This is a genomic window from Streptomyces sp. NPDC004658 (genome assembly GCF_040609555.1).
Classification (GTDB): domain Bacteria; phylum Actinomycetota; class Actinomycetes; order Streptomycetales; family Streptomycetaceae; genus Streptomyces.
Window position 1 is genome coordinate 1 of the sequence record NZ_JBEXKG010000435.1, and the last position, 1,084, is coordinate 1,084.

At 76.6% G+C, this 1,084-nt stretch carries 1 protein-coding gene; it reads left to right on the top strand.

All coding sequences use genetic code 11. From position 1 onward, the window contains the following. Nucleotides 1-181 precede the first annotated feature (181 nt). Nucleotides 182-970 (top strand): GntR family transcriptional regulator, encoded by a 789-nt coding sequence (locus ABZV94_RS41955; protein ID WP_356350426.1) that lies wholly within the window; start codon nt 182-184, stop codon nt 968-970. Nucleotides 971-1,084 lie beyond the last annotated feature (114 nt).

Genomic DNA, 1,084 nt, shown 5'->3' on the forward strand with positions numbered 1-1,084 from the left:
CTCACCCACGAAGGCGCACACCTCGCTGATGAAGTGGTCGGCGTAGCGGTGGGTGACTCCGGCCTCCGGGTAGCGCGGCAGGGTGGGGGTGTTGACCGCCCGGTGCGCCTATGGTGCTTGACGGACAAGCGACAACCCGTCGTCAATGACCCCAAGTGCCGACAAGCCGCCAGGAGGAGCCGTGAAGCAGGGCGAGCAGGGCTCCCCGGACGCGCCGGCCGCCGCCCGGGTGCCCGCGCAGCAGCGGCCGCGGCCGGCCGCCGGCGCCGACCCGGGCCGGGAGCGGGACGCCGCGGTACCGGGCGCGGCGCGTGGCGAGCACACCCACGGCGAGCGGCCGGTCCCCGAGCCGCGGCCCGCGGTGCAGCGCTCCTCGGTGCGCGGGCAGATCCTGGACGCGCTGCGCACGGCGCTGGTCACCGGCGACCTGAAGCCCGGCGAGGTCTACTCGGCGCCGGTGCTGGGGGAGCGCTTCGGCGTCTCGGCCACACCCGTGCGGGAGGCCATGCAGCAGCTCGCGCTGGAGGGAGCCGTCGAGGTCGTGCCCAACCGTGGCTTCCGGGTGGTCGAGCGGGGCACACGGGAACTCGCCGAGCTGGCGGAGGTGCGCGCGCTCCTGGAGGTGCCGGTGGTGCTCCGGCTCGCGCGTACGATGCCCGCCGAGCGGTGGGCCGAGCTGCGACCGCTCGCCGAGGAGACGGTACGGGTGGCCGCCACCGGCTGCCCGGCGACGTACGCCGAGTCCGACCGCGCCTTCCACCGGGCCCTGCTCGCCCTGGCGGGCAACGAGCAACTGGTCCGCATCGCCGAGGACCTGCACCGGCGGTCCCAGTGGCCCCCGGTGCGACGGGGACGGGCCGAGCTGCTCGCCGACGCGGCGGAGCATCTCGCCCTGCTGGACGCGTTGGCCTCGCGGGACGAGGACGCGGTGCGCAGGCTGGTGGGCGGGCATTTCGCGGGCGCGGGCTGAGCGGTTCCGGGGGCCGCCGTCGGGGTTGCGCCGTCTGCCGGGTGCGGGTCCGTCGTGGCCGGTCGCGCAGTTCCCCGCGCCCCTGGGGGGTCGCGGCTGATGCGCCCTGAAGGG